The organism is Ekhidna sp. (assembly GCF_040223195.1).
GTDB lineage: Bacteria > Bacteroidota > Bacteroidia > Cytophagales > Cyclobacteriaceae > Ekhidna.
Genome location: NZ_JAVKDX010000017.1, coordinates 48,241 through 66,616 on the forward strand (window position 1 = coordinate 48,241; position 18,376 = coordinate 66,616).

The 18,376-nt window shown below is 44.6% G+C and carries 15 protein-coding genes; 9 read left to right on the plus strand and 6 right to left on the minus strand.

Annotation, left to right across the window (positions count from 1 at the left end; translation table 11 throughout):
* Positions 1-6 precede the first annotated feature (6 nt).
* The 5 genes from RLN88_RS10675 to RLN88_RS10695 all read left to right on the plus strand — a co-directional run bounded on the left by RLN88_RS10675 (position 7) and on the right by RLN88_RS10695 (position 7,312).
* The gene (locus RLN88_RS10675) at positions 7-801 is read left to right on the plus strand and encodes a thymidylate synthase (RefSeq protein ID WP_350221389.1); all 795 of its coding nucleotides are present in this window, start codon (positions 7-9) and stop codon (positions 799-801) included.
* A gap of 41 nt (positions 802-842) precedes the next feature.
* Complete coding sequence (gene sdaAB, locus RLN88_RS10680; RefSeq protein WP_350221390.1) at positions 843-1,520, plus strand: L-serine ammonia-lyase, iron-sulfur-dependent subunit beta; 678 nt, start codon at positions 843-845, stop codon at positions 1,518-1,520.
* Positions 1,521-1,522: 2 nt separating this feature from the next.
* Positions 1,523-2,959, plus strand: a complete 1,437-nt coding sequence (locus RLN88_RS10685; protein ID WP_350221391.1) for a TolC family protein — start codon at positions 1,523-1,525, stop codon at positions 2,957-2,959.
* Between the two features lie 29 nt (positions 2,960-2,988).
* Complete coding sequence (locus RLN88_RS10690; protein ID WP_350221392.1) at positions 2,989-4,356, plus strand: efflux RND transporter periplasmic adaptor subunit; 1,368 nt, start codon at positions 2,989-2,991, stop codon at positions 4,354-4,356.
* Between the two features lie 130 nt (positions 4,357-4,486).
* Positions 4,487-7,312 (plus strand): M16 family metallopeptidase, encoded by a 2,826-nt coding sequence (locus RLN88_RS10695; RefSeq protein ID WP_350221393.1) that lies wholly within the window; start codon positions 4,487-4,489, stop codon positions 7,310-7,312.
* Between the two features lie 172 nt (positions 7,313-7,484).
* On the opposite strand, the gene RLN88_RS10700 is transcribed toward RLN88_RS10695, so the two are convergent.
* The gene (locus tag RLN88_RS10700) at positions 7,485-8,051 is read right to left on the minus strand and encodes a hypothetical protein (RefSeq protein ID WP_350221394.1); all 567 of its coding nucleotides are present in this window, start codon (positions 8,049-8,051) and stop codon (positions 7,485-7,487) included.
* 109 nt (positions 8,052-8,160) lie between these two features.
* On the opposite strand from RLN88_RS10700, the gene RLN88_RS10705 reads away from it, so the two are divergent.
* Complete coding sequence (locus tag RLN88_RS10705) at positions 8,161-10,077, plus strand: OmpA family protein (protein WP_350221395.1); 1,917 nt, start codon at positions 8,161-8,163, stop codon at positions 10,075-10,077.
* Here the strand turns inward: RLN88_RS10705 and RLN88_RS10710 are convergent.
* The 4 genes from RLN88_RS10710 to accC are packed head-to-tail and all read right to left on the minus strand — an operon-like array spanning position 10,074 to position 13,786.
* Positions 10,074-10,436: a DUF5615 family PIN-like protein gene (locus tag RLN88_RS10710; RefSeq protein WP_350221396.1), complete on the minus strand. Its 363-nt coding sequence runs from the start codon at positions 10,434-10,436 to the stop codon at positions 10,074-10,076. The two genes, RLN88_RS10705 and RLN88_RS10710, sit on opposite strands and share 4 nt — an antisense overlap.
* Positions 10,417-11,004: a Maf family nucleotide pyrophosphatase gene (locus RLN88_RS10715; RefSeq protein ID WP_350221397.1), complete on the minus strand. Its 588-nt coding sequence runs from the start codon at positions 11,002-11,004 to the stop codon at positions 10,417-10,419. Before RLN88_RS10715 ends, RLN88_RS10710 begins: the two co-directional genes overlap by 20 nt.
* On the minus strand, positions 10,988-12,292 hold the full coding sequence (locus RLN88_RS10720) for a DUF1015 domain-containing protein (protein ID WP_350221398.1): 1,305 nt from the start codon (positions 12,290-12,292) through the stop codon (positions 10,988-10,990). Before RLN88_RS10720 ends, RLN88_RS10715 begins: the two co-directional genes overlap by 17 nt.
* Positions 12,293-13,786, minus strand: a complete 1,494-nt coding sequence (accC, locus tag RLN88_RS10725) for an acetyl-CoA carboxylase biotin carboxylase subunit (protein ID WP_350221716.1) — start codon at positions 13,784-13,786, stop codon at positions 12,293-12,295. It abuts the gene before it with no gap.
* Positions 13,787-13,884: 98 nt separating this feature from the next.
* On the opposite strand from accC, the gene RLN88_RS10730 reads away from it, so the two are divergent.
* The 3 genes from RLN88_RS10730 (at position 13,885) to RLN88_RS10740 (ending at position 17,227) form a co-directional block, all read left to right on the plus strand.
* Positions 13,885-15,147 (plus strand): aminotransferase class I/II-fold pyridoxal phosphate-dependent enzyme, encoded by a 1,263-nt coding sequence (locus RLN88_RS10730; RefSeq protein ID WP_350221399.1) that lies wholly within the window; start codon positions 13,885-13,887, stop codon positions 15,145-15,147.
* A 90-nt stretch (positions 15,148-15,237) separates the two neighbouring features.
* Complete coding sequence (locus RLN88_RS10735) at positions 15,238-15,414, plus strand: BF3379 family histone-like protein (protein ID WP_350218310.1); 177 nt, start codon at positions 15,238-15,240, stop codon at positions 15,412-15,414.
* 175 nt (positions 15,415-15,589) lie between these two features.
* The gene (locus RLN88_RS10740) at positions 15,590-17,227 is read left to right on the plus strand and encodes a P-loop ATPase, Sll1717 family (protein WP_350221400.1); all 1,638 of its coding nucleotides are present in this window, start codon (positions 15,590-15,592) and stop codon (positions 17,225-17,227) included.
* Between the two features lie 9 nt (positions 17,228-17,236).
* On the opposite strand, the gene dapA is transcribed toward RLN88_RS10740, so the two are convergent.
* The gene (gene dapA, locus RLN88_RS10745) at positions 17,237-18,118 is read right to left on the minus strand and encodes a 4-hydroxy-tetrahydrodipicolinate synthase (RefSeq protein WP_350221401.1); all 882 of its coding nucleotides are present in this window, start codon (positions 18,116-18,118) and stop codon (positions 17,237-17,239) included.
* Positions 18,119-18,376 lie beyond the last annotated feature (258 nt).

Below are 18,376 nucleotides of genomic sequence, written 5' to 3' on the forward strand. Positions count from 1 at the left end.
AACAGAATGCAACAATACCTGAACCTAATGCAACATATCCTGGACAATGGTACCGAGAAAGCTGATCGGACTGGAACCGGGACAAAGAGTGTATTCGGATATCAGATGCGTTTTGATCTTAGCGAAGGCTTCCCATGTGTGACTACCAAGAAGCTTCACCTGCGCTCCATCATTCACGAATTGTTGTGGTTTCTGCAGGGCGATCAAAATATTAGGTATTTAAAGGAAAATGGGGTTTCTATCTGGAACGAATGGGCAGATGAGGATGGAAATCTGGGGCCGGTCTATGGTGTGCAGTGGAGAAGTTGGGAGACACCAGACGGTCGCAAGATTGACCAGATTAAGAAATTAATTGAGGGGATTAAAAACAATCCGGATAGCAGAAGGCATATCGTAAGTGCTTGGAATGTGGCAGATGTAGATGATATGGCTTTACCTCCATGCCATAGCCTGTTTCAGTTTTATGTGGCTGATGGGAAATTGAGCTGTCAACTATATCAGCGCAGTGCGGATGTTTTTCTTGGTGTGCCTTTCAATATCGCGTCTTATGCTTTGTTCACGATGATGGTGGCCCAGGTTTGTAACCTTGAGCCGGGTGATTTTGTGCACACGTTTGGCGATGCGCACTTGTATTCAAACCACATGGAGCAGGCGCACTTGCAGATTTCCAGAGAGCCACGGGCATTGCCTACAATGAAAATAAATCCGGAAGTGAAAGACATTTTCGGGTTCAAGTTCGAAGATTTTGAATTGGTAAACTACGATCCGCACCCTCACATAAAAGGTGCGGTGGCTGTGTAACATTTTGAAAGATAAAGTGGTCAACTAAGCAGAAGTTATTCATGGCAGAAAGTAGTGGAATATTTGATATGATCGGCCCGGTGATGATCGGTCCATCCAGCTCACACACCGCAGGCGTGGTGAGGATCGGACGGGTGACCAACAAGATATTGGGAGGGTTGCCTGATCATGCGGATATTATCTTCTACAATTCCTTTGCTAGGACATACGAGGGGCATGGAAGTAACAGGGCAATTTTGGCAGGACTGATGGATTTTCACACAGATGATAAGCGGATTAAGACTGCTTTGGAACTTACAGCGGAGGCTGGTCTGACGTACAAATTCAGGTCGATTGGGAGCGCGTCTACCTACCATCCAAACTCTGTGCGTGTGAATGCCACACGAGGGGACTTAAGCGTGGAAATCCTGGGCGAAAGCAGAGGAGGAGGAGTGATTCGGATCAAAGAAGTAAACGGATTTGATTCCAATTTTACCGCCAGTCTGCACACGCTGATCATTGAAGCCGATGATGTGAAGGGAAGTATCGCATTTTTCACCGAGGTATTGTCTCAGGATGAATGCAACATTGCTACCATGACTGTCTCCCGAAAGGGAAGAAACGATTTAGCATGCCTGATTTTGGAAATGGACTCAGGCATAGACGATATAACACTACAATACTTAAAGAAGAGGAAGTGGGTGCACAAGGTCATCTACATACCGGATATAGACAAATAGATATGAGAAAACTAGGACTAATCACCACACTGATTTTACTATGCTTTGCAGGGGTCAGTCAGGAAAAGCGCGTGGTTTCGCTGCAGGAATGCATCGAGATTGCTTTGGAAAATAACCTTTCTGTGCAAAGAAGTGAGCTGAATTTGCAAGGGGCTGAGGTGAATTTACTTCAGGCTCAGGCTCAGCGATACCCGACATTGAATGCCAACGGAAACTTTGGCTACAACTGGGGTAGAGGTATTGACCCGACTACCAACCAATTCATAGACCAGCGGATAAACTTTAATGGCGTAAGCGGAAATACAAGCCTACCTGTTTTGAGTGGGCTACAGGTGACTAATTCCATCAAGCAAAGTAAGCTTGATCGGGAGGCATCAAAATATGATTTGCAGCGCTCCATCAACGATATTTCACTTAACATTTCCATTTTTTACCTGAATGTGATCCTAAACAAGGAGCTGGTGGATAATGCCAGATTTCAGATGGAATCAAGTCAGCAGCAACTGGAGAGAACAAAACTATTAGTAAAGTCCGGAGCGCTTCCGCTGGCTAATGAGCTGCAGCTTATCAGTCAGGTAGCTTCCAATGAGGTAGCCTTAATCAACGCACAAAACACGCTTGACCTATCCGTTTTGAGCCTGAAGCAGGCGATGTTGCTTCCTCCTGGAGAGGATATTGAGATTGTAATCCCAGAAATAGAGGTAGACCAATCGGGACTGGAGACTAGCTCTATAATGGACGTTTACAATGTAGCACTTGAGAATCAGCCGGAGATGAAGAGTGCAGACCTTCGTGTAGAAAGTGCTGAAGTTGGGCTGGATGTGTCTAAAGGCGCAATGTACCCGTCACTTTCTTTAACTGGGGGCTTCAGTACCAACTACTCCGATGCATTTCAGGATGTTTCAGTTGTCTCTGCTACACCTACAGGTAATCTTAACCCTACTCAATTTGTAGATAATAATGGTCAGCCTGTCTTTGAGCAAGAATTTGATGTGCAGTTGGAGAGCGAAACCGTTCCATTGTCAACACAATATGACAACAACCTAAGCAAGCGACTATCCCTAAATCTAAATGTGCCAATTTTCAATGGCTTCAGCACCCGTTCTGACATTCAGCGATCTAAAATCGCCCTTCAGCAGGCGGAGATAAATAAAACAGAGCAGCGAAACCAGTTGTATCAAACCATTGAATCAGCGTATAGAAATGCGCTTGCAGCTTCCAAGACATACTCTGCTTCCCAGAAGCAGGTGGCTGCCCTGGAGGAGACATATCGTGCGGTACAAAATCAGTATAACAATGGTGCTGCCAATTTTACTGACTATCAGGTAGCATTAAACAATCTTTACCAGGCTAGAACTGACCTTTCTCGTGCAAAGTTTGACTTCATTTTCAGGAAGAAGGTACTCGAGTTTTATCAGGGTATTCCATTAACATTCTAAACCGATCCCAATCATTTATATCTAAAATCATGGCTAAGAAGAAAAAATCAAGCAATAAAATTTTATACATCCTTGGTGGTGTCGTTCTTTTCCTCATCCTCTTTGCTATCATCGGCAAGTCTCAGGGTTGGGTAGGACAAAAGAAGAAAATCCAGGTAGAGGTCTCTAAAGCTGAAAAGAATACCATCATCGAAAAGGTAAGTGCTTCAGGGATGGTGCAGCCGGTTGTGGAAGTGCAGTTGAGTCCTGAAGTGTCCGGGGAGATCATAGACCTGAGAGTGGAGGAAGGTGACTCGGTGAGCAAAGGGGATTTTCTGTTAAGAATCCGTCCAGACAACTTCCAGTCGGCATATGATCAGGCTGTAGCCGGGCTCAATCAGCAGAAGGCTTCTCTGGCGCAGGCCAAAGCCGCCAGGGCCAGAGCAGCCGCAAACTTCAAACGGGCTGAACAGGACTTTGATCGTCAAAAAAAGCTCTTTGAAGAAAAAGTAATTTCTGAAGCTGATTTTCAGTTGGCAGACGCCAACTACCAAATTGCAGAGCAGGATTACGAATCGGCAAAAGAAAGTGTAAACGCTGCTGAATACATACTGAGCAGTGCAGAGGCCAGAGTAGATGATGCCAGGGAGAACCTTCGTTTGACAAGCCTGACGGCACCCATGAGCGGAATTGTATCCAAGCTGCCGGTAGAGTTGGGCGAGACGGTGTTGGGTACTTCGCAGTTTCAGGGTACGGAGGTGATGCGAATCGCTGACCTCTCTAAAATGGAGGTAAAAGTGGACGTGAATGAAAATGATATCATCCGAATCAGCGTGGGGGATACCGCCATCATTGATGTGGATTCTTACTCGTACATGGACAAAACATTCAAAGGAATAGTCACAAATATTGCCAATACGGCCAATGATAAAATTTCTGCCGATGCAGTTACAGAATTTGAAGTTCGCATTCGGATTCTAAACAGTTCATATCAAGATCTGATCGAGAAGGAGGGCATTAGATACCCTTTCCGACCGGGAATGACAGCAAGTGTAGACATCATTACTGAGGTTAAGAAGGACATACTCACAGTGCCATTGGCATCTGTTACCACCAGATCCGAAAAGGACAACAAGGGTGAGGGAAAAGACGAGGATGATTCATCTGTCGCAGATCAATTGGCAGACGAAGATGTGAAAGAAGTTGTTTTCATCATGAAAGAGGGCAAAGCCGTGAAAACCGAAGTGAAAACAGGCATCAGTGACTTTGACCGTATCGAGATTCTCTCCGGAGTGGAAGAAGGAGATCAAGTAATCTCGGGACCATTCCTGGCTGTTTCCAAGCGACTTAAAGACGATGATGACGTGGAGGCAAAAGAGGATAAGAAACCCGCTAAAGAAGAGGGAGCAGAAGACTAGTTTTTTAGTTTATTCAATAAATGAAGAACCCGCTTCGGCGGGTTTTTTTGTATCCTTGAAACCGATCATCAAAAGTTGTTTCTATTTCTGATTTGAAATTTTCAAATTACATATAGCAAAAAGTAGAAATATGAAACTCACTAAAACCTTATCATTTATTCTTGGTGTTACCCTTTTTGGCTGCACCCAGCCAGACAATATGGAGGAGAAAGAATTCAAAATTGAGTATGAAAAATTTACGCTCGACAATGGCCTGGAGGTAGTCTTACATGAAGATCACTCCGATCCCATCGTCGCAGTAGCCACATTGATGCATGTCGGCTCCAATCGGGAAAAACCCGGACGAACAGGCTTTGCTCACTTCTTTGAGCACATGTCATTCAATGATTCTGAAAATGTACCCCGTGGAGCCAATCGAAAACTCATCCCTGAGTGGGGTGGAAGTCGCAATGGTGGAACCTGGTCCGACGGAACGATTTACTATGAAGTAGTCCCTAAAGATGCCTTTGACAAAATCCTGTGGATTGACTCGGATCGATTCGGATACATGATCAATACCGTGACAGAAGATGCACTGGAAGCTGAGAAGCAGGTAGTGAAAAACGAAAAGCGTGAGCGGGTGGACAATGCCCCTTATGGATTTACTGATGAGATTATTCGCAAAAACTTGTACCCGGAAGGCCATCCTTATAGCTGGACGGTCATAGGCTCATTGCCCGACTTACAGGCAGCTACCCTGGACGATGTGAAAGAATTCTACGAGCAATACTATGGTGCAGGAAACGCCACCCTGGTTATTGCGGGTGATATCAATCCTGAAGAGACAAAGGAGAAGGTAAAGCAATGGTTTGGAGAGATCCGAAAAGGACCGGAGGTATCCAAGCCTGAGCCTCAGCCTGTAACACTGGAGCGTACCAAGTCGCTTTATTTCGAGGATAGCTTTGCGAAGCTTCCCGAGCTACGCATGGTTTACCCAACGGTGGAAGATTACAATAAAGACATGTACGCATTGAATGTACTGGGGCAGCTGCTGAGCGGAAGCAAGAAAGCTCCCTTGTATCAGGTGATTGTGGAAGAGGAAAAGCTGGCACCAAATGTTTCCACGTATCAAAGCTCAAGCGAAGTAGCCGGGGAGTTTGTATTTAGGGTGCGTGCCAATGCCGGGGCAGATCTGGATAGTGTCAAGGCTGCCATCGAAACTGGCTTGGCTCGATTTGAGGCGAATGGAATTGATGAGAAAGACCTGCAGCGTATAAAAGCGGAGCTGGAAACAAACCTCTATCAGGGGGTTAGCACAGTTTTGAATAAAGCATTTCAGTTGGTTACAGACAATGAATTCGGTGGTGATCCCAGCTACATCACTAAGACGGCCAAGTATACTCAGGCAGTCACAGCTGCGGATGTAATGCGTGTCTACAACAGGTACATCAAAGGTCAGAACTATGTGATGACAAGTGTGGTGCCGGCTGGCGAGCTTGATCTCGCGGTTAGCGGTGGGGAGAAGGCCGAAGTATACATTGAAGAAATAGTGGCGGATGTGGCCTCCGAGGAAGTGACCAGAGGAGAGGTAGGTGATTATGAAAAGACCCCTTCAAAATATGACCGTTCAGAGCCGGAGTTTGGTGAGTTGCCATTGCTGAAATCGCCGGAAGTTTGGAGTGGGAATTTGGACAATGGGATGATGGTATTTGGCATTGAAAACAATGAGTTGCCACTGGTGTACTTTGATATCACCATCAAAGGCGGGCACTATCATGACCCAATAGATAAGACAGGAACAGCTTACCTACTGGCCAACCTGCTGACGGAAGGAACCAAAACTAAAACCCCGGCAGAGTTGGAAGAAGCCATAGGCTTGCTCGGTGCTTCCATCGACGTAAACTCAGGAAGGGAGGAGATTACGATCACGGCATCATGTCTAAGCAGAAATTTTGAGGAGACCTTCAAACTGGTGCAGGAAATATTGCTGGAACCCCGGTGGGATGAAAAAGAATTTGACCGACTGAAGCAATCACACCTCACCCGGTTGAAGGGTAGGGAAGCCAGCCCGACAGCCATTGCCTCTACTGTTTATGATAAATTGATTTATGGCGATGACCACATCAACGGGTATTCCACCTGGGGGACATTGGAATCGGTGGAAAGCATCACAATGGATGATCTGAAGCAATACTATGAGACTAATTTCTCACCAGCCATTGCTAGCTTCCATGTAGCAGGCAGCATCAGTCAAAGTGATGTGATGGATCAGCTAAACGGACTATCATGGACAAGCAAAGATGTTCAAATGGCTACTTATGATCGTCCATCTATGGAAAAGGGAGGCAACCTTTACTTCATTGATTTTCCTGGCGCAAAACAATCTGTCATTTATATAGGCAAGGCGGCTATCTCAGGGATGAACCCTAATTTCAATGAGCTGACTTATGCCAATGAAAAGCTTGGTGGCGGCTCTAGCGGACAACTTTTCCAGACGTTGAGAATCGAAAAAGGATATACCTATGGTGCTTATTCCTTCATACCTCAAACCATGGTGGTTTCACCATTCACTGCTACCAGCAGTGTAAGGGCAAATGCAACCTTACCGTCGCTGGAGATTATGAAAGATATGATCGCTAATTATGCCGAAAACTTCACGCAGGAGGATGTGGAGGTCACTCAGAACAAGGTGCTCAAAGCCAATACCAGGGCTTTCGAAAGTTTAGGAGCCAAGCTGAATATGCTGCACGAGATTAGCAAATTTGGTAAGCCGGCAGATTTTATGGAACGTGAGCAGGCTGAACTCACCGCAATGAAACTGGAAGACTATAAAGCACTGATCAGTGAGTACCTAAATGAAAGTGAGATGATTTACCTGGTTGTGGGAGATGGCGCCACACAGCTGGAAGAAGTGAAGAAGCTGGGAATGGGTGATCCAATATTACTTGACATAAATGGCAATCCATTGAATGAATAGGTAATATAAAAGAGCCTGTCTCAAAAGTGTCATTCTGAACGATAGTGAAGAATCTTTAAACTTTAAATAGTGGAAAAGAGATTCTTCGTTCCCTGCCTTTGCCGGCAGGCAGGCTCAGACAAACTAATTAGGGTTTTTGGGACAGGCTCTTTATTTCTTCATTGGACAGAAACTACTCATCGCCCATCTCCATGGCGCTTTCTACCGCATCGGTGATTTCCTGCATCTTCTGCTTGGTGTAGCGTCCGGAAGTGGCATACACAATTTTTCCGTTGGGATCCAGCACATAGAAATAGGGAAGATCTTTACCATCAAAATTGAGTGCCTCCTTATATTCTTTCAGCGTGCCTTTATAAAACAGCACATTTGGCTGAAGTCGTTTGTCAATGGTTTTTTGAAGCTTGTTCATCACCTTTTGATAGGCGGGTCTTTTTGCACCAGTAAACATTGGCACGAAATACGTGTACACGTCGAATGAAAAATCGAACGGTCCCGGATTCGGGTTTTTATAGATGAACTGATTGTATACCGGCTCAAACCAGCCTTTGAGATCATCCTCTGCTTTTTGAGAATATGCCAGCCCAATCAGGCTATATTTCCCTCCGATTTCCTCCGGAAGGTTCACAAACTCATTGGTCAGGGTCTCGGCTTCCATGGCCGGAAATTGATCTCCAACCTGACTTTTGGCTACACCATAGGAACATATTGCTATGATGAGAGCGCAGGTAATTCTTTTCATGGGGTTACTTTTTAGTGCAAACTAACTACTTATCAATAACGAAAGAATCTGAATGATATCATTATTTTTTCTAATTTCAACTTTGTAACAACCTACAACAACCATGCACATGCGACGAATCAGCTATTCATTTATCCTGACACTATGCACATTTCTGGCCTTTTCTCAGGCTCACAAAGAAGTTTACAATCAAGGAATGCAAGCCATAAAATTTGGCAAGTATGAAATGGCCATTGAGAAATTTCAGGAAGCTTTAAAGATCAATCCTCAGTATGCAGATGCCTGGTATTATCTGGGCAAAACCTATGATCACCTGAATATGGTGGAGGAAACGATCATGGCCTACCGAAACCTGGAACAGGTGGATTCGGACTACAACATTGGTATTTACTATGACATTGCCAAGGCCTACATAGAGCAGGACAATCTAAGAAGTGCCCGCATTTACATCAAGCGCTACCTGGAGAAAGCCCCAAAATCACCCAAGTCTGCAAAGCTGATCCATTTGGCACTGAACAGGCTAAACTATGTGGACATCAGCGCTGAGTTGAGGGAGATGGAGCCAAATACCTCCGAACCAACTCCGATAGCTGCTTTGAATAGTGTGTCAGGTGATTACATGCCTCAGGTAAACCCAACTGGTAACCGGCTGTATTTTACCAGTGTGAGAAAAGGTGGATTTGATTTTAAGGATCAAAACAGTGCCGAACTGGATTTCGGGGAGGATATCTACGTCTCAAAGCTGGTTGGAGATCAGTGGAGTACACCGGAGCTTTTGCCAAAACCGATCAACTCCATGGCCAATGATTTCGGGTCGTCATTTACCGGCGATGGTCAAACCATGGTGTATGTGCGGTGCGATGAAAATGGAGCTATCGGGAGTTGCGATCTTTATATCACTCAGTTGATCGGGAATACATGGAGTGAGCCTGAGAATATGGGCAATGTGGTGAACTCTGAAGATTGGGAGAGCCAGCCGACTATCAATTCTGATGGTAACAAAATTATATTCACCTCACTTCGTGCGGGAGGATACGGTGCATCAGACCTTTACATGATTGAAAAGAATCACCTGGGACTGTGGGGAGTCCCGCAAAACCTGGGAAGCATCGTCAATACGCCACTCAGTGAAAATAGCCCGTTCCTTGCAGCCGATGGAAAAACACTGTATTTCTCATCGACCGGGCATCCAGGCATGGGGGGTGCCGATATTTTTTATACCGTTTTTGAAAATGGAAAATGGTCTACTCCAAAGAATCTGGGCAAGCCCATAAATTCCAGAGGCAATGATACCAACTTCAGCATCTCTGCGTCGGGAAATGCTTATCTGGCTTCTTCCCGTCTTGATGAAAACAACTTCGACATTTTCAAAGCAGAGCTCCCTGATGAACTGAAACCCAAACCGACGATTGTGGTGCAAGGGGTTGTTTCCAATTCTGAGGATAATAAGCCATTAAGTGCTTTGGTGCTCATTGAAGATCTTAATTCCGGAGAGCTGATTGCAACGAACAAGAGTAACGAAGCTACCGGTGAATACCTCGTTGTACTTCCTGCTGGTCGGGATTATAGTGTGTCTGCCAATGCAGAAGGGTTCTTCTTTTACTCTCAGAGTTTTGAACTGCCCAAAGACACAACTTATGCGGAGATCACAAATAATATTGCGTTGGAGCCCATCAGGAAAGGAACCAAGGTGGTGTTGAACAACATCTTCTTCGAAGTAGGCAAGGCAGAGTTGAAGCCGATCAGTTACGTCGAGCTAAATAAAGCCGTGACCCTGATGAAGAACAATAGAACCATGAAGATCGAGGTGGGGGGGCACACAGATAGTCAGGGAGCGGATGCGACCAATCTTAGCCTCTCCCAGAAGAGAGCACAATCAGTGGTTGAGTTTATGGTATTGGCGGGCATTGAAAGAGAGCGCCTGGTCGCAAAAGGATACGGTGAGACTGTCCCAATTGCCGATAATAATACAGCCGAAGGGCGGGCAAAAAACAGAAGGACTGAGTTTGTTATTGTAGAGTTCTAGTCCGAAAAGGGAAATCGAATTTCACGGCCATTGACTTCAACGAAATCGTGTGATTCTAGCAAAGCAATTAATTGAGGAATTACTTCTTTCATTCTGGAGAGGAGTGATTCTTTTGTTTCCAGGCCATGGATGAAGACCATTTGGTCGGGCACTTTGCGATCTACATAGGACTTCACGAAATCATCGTCTTTGGTAACGATCACATACCTTTTTTGGATGGCTAATCTGCGAAGCTGATCGTCTATGACTCGCTGCTTTTTGCCAGATTTCAATTCGTTGACATGATGAGCGTCCAAGCCTTCTTTACGAAACATCCCAGCTAATTCAGGAGTGAGGTTTTCATCGATGATGAATTTCACTGAATTCATCTTTTAGCACCTTATATACCTGATCGACCGGGAGACCTACCACATTGAAGTAGGAGCCCCGAATCCACTCCACGCCAATCAACCCAATCCAGTCCTGAATGCCATAGCTGCCCGCCTTGTCCAAAGGAGGGGCGATCTGAATGTAATGGGCGATCTCCTCATCACTGAGTTCGTGGAATTTTACCTCCGTAAGATTGGAAAAGGAGACCTGTTTTTCAGCGGAGCTGATGCACACCCCGGTAACAACCTGATGAATCTTTCCGGAGAGGATTTTCAATACACGTCTTGCTTCTTCTTCATCCTGTGGTTTGCCCAAAATCTTGTCAGAGAAGATCACTACCGTGTCGGCCGTGATTATAACTCCCTCGCCAAATGCGGCCCGATGGGCTTTGTTTTTCTCCACTGCCAGGTATTCTGCTACTTTCCCTGAGGCCAGGTTTTCTGGAAAAGTCTCGTCAAAATCAATGGTTTTTACCTCGAATTCAAATCCGGCTTCCTGCAGGAGCTGCTTTCTTCTTGGCGATTTAGAGGCGAGGATTAGGTTACTGAAATGCTTCATCAAAAAACGAGTTGAATTCGTCCTCTTTTATAGAACCGAAAAGAAAGCCGCAAATTACTTTAGGATAAAAGTACGTGCTTTTTTGTGGAAGGGTATAGCCACTGTAGCAGACTTCTTTCACCGTATCGATGGAGATTTCTTTGGTGATCACAGCGCATTGTGCTTCGTTGGTCACTACTGATTTCAGGCACTTGGTAAAGTTTCGTTCGAAGATCAGGTTTTTGCTGCCTCGCTGTTCTTTCCCCGGTATTCCCATGCATTTCTCAAAAACGAAATAGTGCATGACTGTGAGGTCCAGTTCCTGAATGGCGCGAGGAAAGTCCCAGGTCATGGTGTCTATCATTTCAGGCTTCAGCCGAATTTTGTAAGCCTCATCGCCAATCAGCAGGCCGAAGGCCCACTGCTTGCCCAAGATCACTTCGTTCACATCAGCAGCTTCTTCAATGGGTTTGATGAAGAAGTACTTGTCAAGCTTTTTCAATAATTCTTCCCGAAAAAAATTTTCCAAACCATGCACCACCCGGTGAGTGGGGAGGATGCGCAAATCATCGGACTCTGTATTGGTGAAGTACATCAGGTGATAGTTGTAGCCCTCTTTTCCTGTATGGTTTGGATTGCTTTTCGCACGCTCTTTTTGATACAGGAGGGAGCCCTCATACCGGTGATGCCCATCTGCCAGAATAATCTGTTTGTCTTTGATGATCTCAATGATCCGGTTGATGATCTTCACATCATGGATGACACTAAAGACGTCTCGTGCCCCCTGATAATCTTCTGTTTCATAAAGGGGACTCATCATGGCATCATCCAGGTACCGTTCTATCTCGTGGGTAGGATCGGTGTATAAGCCATGCGTAGGGCTTACGTTTAGCTGGGTCTTATCCAGGATTTCCATGCGGTCATTCACTGAAAAGGGCATGGTGTTCTCATGCCGAAGCAGCACATTTTCCTCCCAATCGTAAACCCTGAGGTTGGCGATAAAACCCTTTCTGATTCGCTCTTTGTCAGAGCCGGGAAGAGTAAAATACTGGTAGTACACATAAATTGCCGGAAGTTCATCCTGACGGATGATCCCACTCTTCTTCCACTCAATCAATTTTCTGGCTGCATCCATGGAGGATTCTTCTCCACGGGGAACTGAAAGGTGGATGCTGTTGAACTCTTCCTCGTAAAGTGCCTCCCTCTGACTGGCAGACACTACATCGAACAGGGGGGAAACCAGCTGATCGATTTTACCAATTAAATTTGAATTGTACCTCCAGGCACGTAGTGGTTTGATTTCCGCCATTTAGTTGTGCAATCGTTCTTTCCACTTACTTCGCGTCTCTCGCTGCTCAGCTTTAGCCACCTTCTTCACAGACTTATTCACCAGCTCATTGGCGATCAGTGCGGCTATCTCGTTGGCCTCTTTGGAAGGTTTGGTCTTTAGTACCTCAGGGTTGTAGTGGGATTCCACAAACTTGGTGGTGAAAGACCCGTCGATAAATTCCGTATGAGTAAGCACAAAATCGCAAAAGGGGAGAGTGGTCTTCACACCGGTGATCTGATACTCAGCGATTGCCCTTCGCATTCTGTCAATAGCTTCTGACCTGTCCTTTCCGTAAGTGATTAGCTTGGCAATCATGGGGTCGTAGTAGATGGAAACCTCCTGGCCCTGCTCATAGCCATCATCAACGCGTACTCCAGCGCCCTGAGGGCGAATGTAGGTTTTCAGTTTTCCGGTATCAGGCAGGAAGTTGTTTTCAGGGTCTTCCGCATATACCCGAACTTCCAGGCTATGGCCATGGATCGTGAGATCATCCTGGGTGAAGCTGAGCTTCTTTCCATTCGCAATATGGATTTGTTCTTTCACCAAATCTACACCCGTGATCAACTCAGTGACGGGATGCTCCACCTGCAACCGGGTATTCATCTCCAGGAAGTAAAAATCAAGGTTTTCATCGGCAATAAACTCCACCGTACCTGCTCCATAGTAATTGCAGGATTTAGCCACATTTACCGCTGCTTCCCCAATCTGCTTTCGTCGTTCCGCAGTTAATACCGCAGAAGGAGCCTCCTCAACCACTTTCTGATGCCTTCGCTGGATGCTGCATTCACGCTCAAACAGATAAACAATATTGCCATGCTGATCTCCCAGAATCTGCACTTCAATGTGCTTGGGAGAAGAAATAAACTTCTCGATAAACACCTCATCATTGCCAAATGAGTTTCTGGCCTCACTCATGGCGCGATCCATCTGCTCCACAAAATCTTTCGGATCATGCACAATCCGCATGCCCTTGCCACCACCACCGGCGCTGGCTTTGATCATCACCGGGTAGCCTATTTCATTGGCTACTTTCTTCGCTTTTTCCACATCATTGATTGGCTCATCCATGCCTGGCACAAGCGGCACATTAAATTTCTGTACGGTTTGTTTGGACGTCAGCTTGTCTCCCATGATGCGGATGGCCTCCGGAGAAGGGCCAATGAAAATCAAGCCTTCCTTTTCCACCCGCTCAGCGAAAGAGGCATTCTCAGAAAGGAAACCATATCCCGGATGGATGGCATCTGCCCCGGTTTGCTTGCAGGCTGCAATGATTTTATCCTGTACGAGGTAGGATTCGGATGCAACTGCAGGTCCTATGTTCACGGCCTCATCAGCATAGGAAGCATGAGGCAGCATTTTGTCCGCATCACTGTACACAGCTACCGTTTTTATTCCCAGCTCCCTGGCCGATCGCATCACGCGAATGGCAATCTCTCCACGGTTGGCTACTAATATTTTCTTTATGGACATAATTCAAAAAATCGTTACCGCAAGTTTATTGAAAAGGCGACATTCATTATATGCGCATTCCTGCTAAATTTGCGACTTGTTTGAAAACAGAACACAAGTAAATGGATTTATTTGAGAAATTACTCAGTGACAAAGGAGCGTTAGGACAATATTCTTACCTCGATAAGGATGTGAATTATTATTTCTTTCCGAAGCTGGAAGGGGAGATTCAGCCTCGTATGAAGTTTCAGGGAAAAGAAGTGCTGGCATGGAGTTTAAATAACTACCTGGGGCTGGCAAACCATCCTGAGATTCGAAAAGTTGACACGGAAGCTACTGAGAAATGGGGGCTGGGCTACCCGATGGGTGCCCGAATGATGACCGGAAACTCTGACTATCACGATCAACTGGAGCAGGAACTTGCCGATTTTGTGAGCAAACCCACGGGAATGCTTTTGAATTATGGATACCAGGGCATCATGTCTGTGATTGATGCATTGGTGGACCGAAAGGATGTGGTGGTGTATGATGCAGAATGCCATGCATGTATCATTGATGCATTGAGAATGCACATCGGGAAGCGGTTTGTATTCCCACACAATGACATAGAAAACTGTGCGAAGCAGCTAAAAAGAGCTACCAAGCTTGCTAATGAGCAGGGCGGTGGGGTATTGGTGATTACCGAAGGTGTATTCGGAATGACCGGAAACACCGGAAAGCTGGATGAAATAGTGAAGCTGAAGGAGCAGTATGATTTCAAACTGTTGGTGGATGATGCGCACGGTTTCGGAACGATGGGTGATACAGGTGCGGGAACAGGTGAATTTATGGGATGCCAGGACGGTATCGACATCTATTTCTCCACGTTTGCGAAATCGATGGCCAGCATTGGAGCCTTCATTGCAGGGCCTACTGATGTGGTTAATCATTTGAGATACAAAGTGCGATCGCAGATTTTTGCCAAGTCACTCCCTATGCCATTGGTAATAGGAGGGCTGAAGCGATTGGATATGCTACGCACCATGCCTGAGCTGAGGGAAAAGCTGTGGACAATCGTAAATGCGATCCAAAACGGCTTTAAAGAGCGTGGCTTCAATATTGGTACGACCAACTCACCGGTGACACCTGTGGTACTAAAAGGAGATGTGATGGAAGGGTGTAATATGGTCGTTGATTTAAGGGAAAACCATAAGATATTTTGCTCCATGGTGGTTTATCCGGTGGTGCCGAAGGGCATGGTGATTTTACGGATCATCCCGACTGCCATGCACACGCTGGAGGACGTAGAAGAAACACTCAATGCCTTTGATGTGATCAAAGAAAAACTGGACAATGGCGTCTATAAAGAGGCCGGTGTGGAAGGAGCCTTATTGGCAAAATCTTAATTATTAACCCTATTTAAACTAGATATTAACGATTTTGGGCTATATTGCCTCAACTTTAAAATTTATCGATAACCTTAATTACCTTATAACATGAAAAGATTTGAACAACTTAAGTCAATGGTTGAATCACTTGAAGCTGATTTCGAAAAATTCTACGATAAGAAAAACAATGCCGCCGGTACTAGAGTTAGAAAAGGTATGCAGGATATGAAAAATCTTGCTCAAGAGATCAGACTAGAAGTTCAAGACATCAAGAACAAAGGATAATCGATTCTATATAGATCGACCGATAAAGAAATTAGGGAGCCATTTGGCTCCCTTTTTTTTTGATTTATCTTGAATGACCTATTTCCATACATTTTGAACTTATCAAATATCTATTTAGCCTATTTTATAAAGTTTAATAAATAATGGTTTAGTTACATTTATACAAAATAATCGTATGTCTAAAAAGTTCAGAATCAAAAAAACTCTCAATATTGGATCGCCTGATGCGGAGACTGATGAGCTATTGTTTGATGTATACGTGAAGAGCCAAATACTTGAGGAGGTAATCAACACAAGGTCTCAGAAATCAATATTGCTAGGTAGAACAGGCTCTGGTAAAAGCGCAATAATAAAATACATCGAGAAGAAGTGCCTGAATGTTACTAGAATTGAACCAGAATCTCTGTCACTTCGATACTTAAGTAACTCAACTGTACTATCCTACTTCAAAAGCTTAGGGATAAATCTCAATTTGTTTTTCAAAGTTCTTTGGAAGCATGTCTTTGTTGTAGAGCTTCTCAAGTTGTATTTCCCCAATGACTATGAAAAGGAACAGAAAAATATATGGATTCAAAATATCAAGGAGGCACTCTTCAAGAGATTAGGAAGAATTGATCCCAAAAAAGAAAAGGCATTAAAATATCTCGATAATTGGGCTGATAAATTTTGGCTTGATACAGAGTATCAGATTAAGGAATTGGAGAAGTCATTAGTAGAGGGTTTATGTGCTAAAACCGGTTTAACTATAAAGGATATTGGTCTTGCCTTAGATCAATCTTCTGAGGCTAAAACGATTTCTAGGACAGAAATAAAGCACAAAGCTGAATCTGTAATTCATGAAGTACAATCAAAAGAGTTGATTGAAATAATTGGGATTATGAAATCAGATTTGTTCACAGATCATCAAAAGAAGTTCTTCATTCTTATTGATGATTTAGACAAGGAGTGGATAGAAACTGAGTTTAAATATGCTCTGATTGACGCAATGGTTGAAGTAGTTAAGGAGTTCCGCCAATTCCAAGGAGCAAAAATCGTTATTTCATTACGTGAAAACCTAAGTGATTTATTGAAGCTAGGAAGTCTTCATGAGGGCGGACAAAGAGAGAAGTTAAAACCACTTTATGCAAACCTTACGTGGGACGAGGAGGAATTAACCGATTTTGTTGACGCAAGATTGAGAAATATTACAGAGAATAACCTTGATGTTTCAAGGGCCTTTTATGAAACACGGAGAACTGGAGAAACTGGGTTTAAGTATGTTCTAGATAGAACTTATATGCGTCCTAGAGATTTGATCTCATTTGTGAATTGCGCAATTCAGAAAGCTAATAGTAAGACATTATTCACAAAAGATATAATTCATAAAGCTGAGGTTCCATACTCAACAGATCGATTTGAAGCATTGGAAGATGAATGGAGAGAAAACTATGGAGAAATAGGGTTATTAACACCATTCTTGAATGGTATTAGTGATGGGTTTAGACTGAAGTCTTTGAATGAGAATCACTTTGAAAATATTTACCTTGAAATTGACGCTGATTATAATTTCAGAGGTTCTTTGAAGAAGGTAGTTGAAGAATGGAAGAATGATGAAATAAAGTTTGTTGTTTTTCTCAAAAGAATACTGTTCATATTATACCATATTGGTATTGTCGGGATTAAGAAAGGCCCAACATTTCCAACTTCCTTTTACTATGATGAAATAACCATTCGCAAGGAGGATATTTCAAACAACAACAAGTTCTACGTCCATCCCTCGCTTTATTCGCATTTCAAAGTCAATACAATGGAACAGCTGCCGGAGGAAAATTGATGTAAGGACTTATTGGTCTAAAGCATCAAAATATCGCTTCCACTTCTCTACCATCGCATCCGATGCGTCGTAGAGGGGTGGCTTTACTGTGCGGGCGCAGATGCCTCGCACTTCCAGCCCGGCCTTGAGGGAGCTGGGGTTGCCTTCTTCCGAAAGCATGTCGTAAACGATGGAGAGGTCGTCATTGAATTTGCTTGCAGTGGCATGGTCGTCTTTGATGGCGGTGTTCACCATCGTGGTGTATTCGGCAGGCATCAGGTTGCCTATTACCGAGATCACTCCTTCGCCACCCATCTTTATGATGTCATACGCCAGCGCATCGTCACCGGAGATGAGCATGAAGTCGTTCGGTCGGTGGTCGGCTATTTCTCTACACTGGTCCAAGTCACCAGAGGCTTCTTTGATGCCAAGGATGTTTGGGTGCTTTGCCAGCTCCAGCGTGGTGGTTGCTTCCATGTTAGAGGCAGTACGGGACGGCACATTGTACAAAATGATCGGGTGGGGGAAGGCATCCCCAAGCATCTGATAATGCCGGATAATCCCTTCTTGCGAGGGCTTATTGTAATAAGGACTTGCCGAAAGGATAGCTGCAAGATCAAAGTCCTTAAGATCTTTTGATTTTTCAATGAGGTCAAACGTATTGTTGCCACCAAGACCAAAGACAACCGGCTTCTTGCCATTCAAATGATCCAGCACAAATGAGAGAATATCCAACTTCTCACTCCACGAAAACACAGGAGACTCACCCGTGGTACCCTGCACCACAATATAGTCGACATTTCCGGCGATGATGTGGTTGAGTAGCTTTTCCAGGGAGGGGTAGTCTACGGTATAGTTTGCATGCATGGGAGTGGCCAGTGCCACACCGGTTCCTTTCAGTTCTGCTTTCATTGGGAGCAAAGGTAAGGATGGTAGGAGATAGTTTTATCTCTTCATTTCTTTTCTATTTTTTCGCTCAAGTCGCTAGGCTCCTCATTTTTGCCTTGATGCAAAAACGAGGCAAAAAAATCAAGCTAAAACCAAATCCCGGCCATCTCCCAAGGCCAACCCCGTGGTTTTAGCGGGTTTTGCCGTACCGGCGATTGTGTGGGTGTAGCCAGAAAATATTCCCCCTTAGAAGGGGGGTGTGATTGGATGTGGGAGGGAGGG